The organism is Variovorax sp. 01T439_2 (assembly GCF_056398445.1).
On the sequence record NZ_JBFTPJ010000438.1, the window covers coordinates 1 to 4,713 of the forward strand.

The following is a 4,713-nucleotide window of genomic DNA, read 5'->3' on the forward strand; positions in this document are numbered from 1 at the left end:
TGGTAGAGCAGCGGACTTTTAATCCGTTGGTCACTGGTTCGAATCCAGTACGTCCTACCAGACCCCTCCAAGAAGCCGCTCCACCGAGCGGCTTTTTTATTGCCCGCGGATCGCAGATCGCGTCAGCCAAAAAAACAGCCCGCGCGAGGGCGGGCTGGAAGATGGCCTGCTGGAGGAGGGAGGATCAGAGGATTGCAGGCCACAGGAGAGCCTTCACTATGTTCCCCCAACCTGCACGCAACCTGACCTCGGCGCGTGCCTTGAACACGCGCGCCATGCAAGGCTCGGTCAGTCCTCGTCTTCCCACTTGCCCACCACGGTGCCGAGCACCGTGAAGGCGCTTCGGATCGGCTCGTGCTTCGGATTCAGCGGCAGCAGCCAGCGGCGGCCGTCTTCCTGCTTGAAGACCTTGAAGGTGACTTCGTTGCTCGCGTCGAGCCTGGCGATGATGCGCTCGCCGTCTTCGGGCGTCGTGCGCTGCGTGTCGACGAAGATGATCGACTCCGCGGGATAGCTCTTCAGGTGGCCGCTCGGTGCGGTCATGCTGTCGCCGCGCACGCGCAGCGCGTAGGTGTTGCCGGGGCTGTGATGCGCAACGCAGGGAAGCCAGCGCTCGGCCTGGATCGTTCCTTGCGCGGCGCCCTTCCATGAGGCGACCTGCGTCCACGCGATCAGGGGCACGGTGCCGGGCGTGCCGGGATTGAAGGAGGGGCCCGACGGCGGCGTGCGCGTGACCCGGTAGGCACCCGGAGGTTCGCTGGCGTTGTCGCGCGCCGTGCCTGGCTGGGGTGGGTCCCATGGCGCGGGGCCATCGCCGGTGTCGAGCCAGTTGGGGTCGACGCGGTAGGTGCGTGCCAGCGCGAGCAGGGCCATCGAGCGGCCGGTGTCGCCGCGTTCTATTTTCGAGATGTTGGATTGCTTGACGCCTGAAGCCGCTTCGGCTTGCTTCTGAGTCATTCCGGCGTATTTGCGCGCTGCCAATGCGCGCGCTGCAATAGTCTCCATGGGCGCCGATTTAAGCGCAGGCGAATATTCACTTTGGACTCTAGAATAGTTGAAAGGGAGTATTTGCCATGAAACCACGCAAGTTGGTGCTGGCGCCCAAAGCCGTGAGGCCGAAGCACAAACAAGCCAATCGAAGCGAAGAGCGAAGCCATCGCGCATGCGATGCGGCGCCGCGCTCAGCCCGTATTCACCTGTTGAGCTGAGCTGTGCGCAGGCTCCTGCCGCCGGGCCTGTGGCTGGACCGCGCGCTGTGCGTGCTGTTGGCGCTGCTGTCCGCCGCGGCTCTTTTCCATGGGTTTCGTTCGCAGGACGATGGCCTGGCCGGCCTGGGGATCGCGGGCCTCGTTGCCGCGGGGTGGATCGGGACCGCGCTGTTCGACGACAGCGCCTTCAGGCGGGCGCGTGCGGTCCGGGAGGCGGTAAAGAAAGCGTCGCGCTCACGCGCACGCAATCCTTGATGTGCTGCTCGCCGAGAGCGCGCAAGGCAGCGTAGCCGAGCGCAGCGGAGACGATCTGCCCGGCAATCGGCACGTACTTGGCGGCCTGCTTGGCCGTGAGCTTCACGCCCGCGTGCCGCGCGAGCTTGATCAGCAGGTCGCGCGTGACGAGCCGGCCGACCAGCAGCGCACCAACGGTCGTGGCGGCCTTCTGGATGCGTTCGCGCTGGTGCGGCGCGAGCTTTTCGACCTGGGTGACGGACAGGCCGAACTCGGCGCTGATCTGCGGCACCAGGCGCGAGAGCAGGGCCGCATCGGCCGCCCAGTCGATGCCCGGCAGGGGCACGGCGCTGGCGGCCGCGGCCATCAGCGCCTTGCGGCCGATCAGGCGGCGGCTGCGGTGGATGGCCGCGATCAGCTTTTCGTCACCACGGGCCAGTTCGATGGCGGACGGCATGCAGGGCGTCTCCTTGGCAGAGAGCTCAGGCCGCGAGCGCCTCGAGCTGGTCCGACAGGGCCAGCCAGCGCTCTTCGAGTCGGCCGATTTCGTCGTTGAGGGCTTTCAGCCGCTTGCCCGCCTCGGCAATCTCGGCTGGCGGCAACGGCTGCGCCAGGCGCGCCTCGAGCGCGGTGCGCTCGGTGCCGGCCGCAACCAGCCGTTCGTCGATCTGCGCGATCTCGCGCTTGATCGGCTTGGCTTGGTCGCTGCGCTGCTGGCGGTCCTGGGCGTCCTGCCTGGGCGCCGGGGCGGCCGCGCTGGCGGCTTCGCGCACGGCCACCTTGGCTTCCTCGCGCAGCCGCTTGGCTTCGTCGAGCAGGTAGCGCTGGTAGTCGTCGAGGTCGCCGTCGAAATCGGCGACCACGCCGCGGCCCACGAGCCAGAACTCGTCGCACACCGAGCGCAGCAGCGCGCGGTCGTGGCTCACCAGCATCAGCGTGCCTTCGAACTCGTTGAGCGCCACGGCCAGCGCCTCGCGGGTGGCCAGGTCCAGGTGGTTGGTGGGTTCGTCCAGCAGCAGCAGGTTGGGCCGCTGCCAGACCATCATCGCGAGCACCAGGCGCGCCTTCTCGCCGCCGCTCATGGTGCCCACAGGCTGCTTCACCATGTCGCCGCTGAAGTTGAAGCTGCCAAGAAAGCCGCGCAGCGCCTGCTCGCCGGTGCTTTCCTTGACGGCGCTGCCCAGTTCGCGCGCCATGCGCACCATGTGCTCGAGCGGGTTGTCCTGCGGGCGCAGCACGTCGAGTTCCTGCTGCGCGAAGTAGCCGATGTTGAGGCCCTTGCCTTCGGTGACCTGGCCGGCCAGCGCGCCCATTTCGCGCGCAATGGTCTTCACCAGCGTCGACTTGCCCTGGCCGTTGGCGCCCAGGATGCCGATGCGCTGGCCTGCGAGCACCGAGCGGCTGACGCCGCGCAGGATGGTCTTGGGCTCTTCGCCCTCGATCTCATGGCCGAAGCTCGCGTTGCTGATCGAGAGCATCGGGTTGGGGATGTTGCCCGGCTCCTTGAACTCGAAGGTGAAGTCGGCCTCGGCCAGCAGCGGCGCGACCTTTTCCATGCGCTCCAGCGCCTTGACCCGGCTTTGCGCCTGCTTGGCCTTGCTGGCCTTGGCCTTGAAGCGGTCGATGAACTTCTGCAGGTGGGCGATCTTGTCCTGCTGCTTGGAGAAGGCCACCTGCTGCTGCTCCATCTGCAGCGCGCGCATGTCCTCGAACTTGCTGTAGTTGCCGCCATAGCGCGTGAGCTGGGCGTTGGCGATGTGCAGCGTGACGTCGGTCACGGCGTCGAGGAACTCGCGGTCGTGGCTGATGACGATCATGGTGCCGGCGTACTTCTGCAGCCAGGCTTCGAGCCAGACGAGCGCGTCCAGGTCCAGGTGGTTGGTGGGTTCGTCGAGCAGCAGCAGGTCGCTCGGGCACATCAGCGCGCGGGCCAGCTGCAGGCGCATGCGCCAGCCGCCCGAGAAGCTGTTGACGGGCTCGTCGAGCTCGTGCGACTTGAAGCCCAGCCCGAGCACCAGCGCCTGTGCACGCGGCACGGCGTCGTGCTCGCCGGCGTCGGCCAGGTCGATGTAGGCGTGGGCCAGTTCCATGCCGATGTCGGCGTCGTCGGGATTGGCTTCGTAGGCGGCCTCGATGGCAGCCAGCGAGGCGCGCAGTTCGGCCAGCCGGGTGTCGCCGCCCACCACGAAGTCGGTGGCCGACTCCTCGGTTTCGGGCATGTCCTGCGCCACCTGCGCCATGCGCCATTGCTTGGGCACGTAGAAGTCGCCGCCGTCCTCGTGCAGCGAGCCGTTGAAGAGCGCGAACAGGGTCGACTTGCCGGCGCCGTTGCGTCCGACGAGGCCGACCTTCTCACCGGGATTGATGGTGACGGTGGCGCCGTCGAGCAGAACCTTGGCGCTGCGGCGAAGAATGACGTTTTTGAGAGTAATCATGAAATAGGAACCGTAGGGGCGATTATCCCGCCCGGCCCGTGGCGGCCTGGCGCGAAGGGGCAAATGGGGAGGACACCACCCAAAAAAGGAGGGCCGCAGCCGTGCTGCGGGAAAGCGGCGGAAAAGGAGCGGGCGGGCGCAGCTAACGCACGCCGGCGCCGGCCAGCAGCGCGGCTCGGGTCGCGAGCAGGACCTGGTCCTCGCCCGCGGAGGTTTCCAGCCACACGACTTCGAGCTGCGGGAAGGCGGCCTCGAAGTATTCGCGCTCGTTGCCGATCTCCAGCACCAGCACGGCCTCTTCGCTCATGCGCGAAGGCGCGTCGGCGAACAGCTGGCGCACGAAGTCCATGCCGTCGGCGCCGCCGGCCAGCGCCAGTTCGGGCTCGGCGCGGTATTCGGCGGGCAGGGCGGCCATGCTCGCGCTGTTCACGTAGGGCGGGTTGCACAGCACCAGGTCGTAGGGACCGGGCAGGCTGGCGAGGCCGTCGGATTCGACCAGCCGGATGCGCGCATCGAGCTGGTGCCGCGTGACGTTGATGGCAGCCACCTCGAGCGCCTCGGCCGACAGGTCGGCGGCATCGACCGTGATGTCCGGATAGGTCATGGCCGCGAGCACTGCCAGGCTGCCGTTGCCCGTGCACAGGTCGAGCACGCGCTGCGTGTGCTCGCCGAGCCAGTAGTCGATGCTGCCGTCGGCGATCAGCTCGGCGACGAAGCTGCGCGGCACGATGGCGCGCTCGTCCACGTAGAAGGGCACGCCCTGCAGCCACGCCTCCTTGGTGAGATAGGCGGCGGGCTTGCGCGTGGCGATGCGTTCGTCGAGCAGCGCCGCGACC

General features: G+C 67.7%; 4 protein-coding genes. All 4 read right to left on the minus strand.

Annotation, left to right across the window (positions count from 1 at the left end):
- Positions 1–288 precede the first annotated feature (288 nt).
- Positions 289–1,005, minus strand: a complete 717-nt coding sequence (locus AC1DOC_RS19810) for a helix-turn-helix domain-containing protein (protein WP_026284060.1) — start codon at positions 1,003–1,005, stop codon at positions 289–291.
- Positions 1,006–1,395: 390 nt separating this feature from the next.
- A complete protein-coding gene (locus AC1DOC_RS19815; RefSeq protein ID WP_012747818.1) occupies positions 1,396–1,899 on the minus strand; it encodes a hypothetical protein in 504 nt (167 codons plus the stop codon).
- Between the two features lie 25 nt (positions 1,900–1,924).
- Positions 1,925–3,877, minus strand: a complete 1,953-nt coding sequence (locus AC1DOC_RS19820) for an ABC-F family ATP-binding cassette domain-containing protein (protein ID WP_478129170.1) — start codon at positions 3,875–3,877, stop codon at positions 1,925–1,927.
- A gap of 142 nt (positions 3,878–4,019) precedes the next feature.
- The coding region (gene prmB, locus AC1DOC_RS19825) for a 50S ribosomal protein L3 N(5)-glutamine methyltransferase (RefSeq protein ID WP_478130338.1) at positions 4,020–4,713 on the minus strand (694 nt) is incomplete at its 5' end.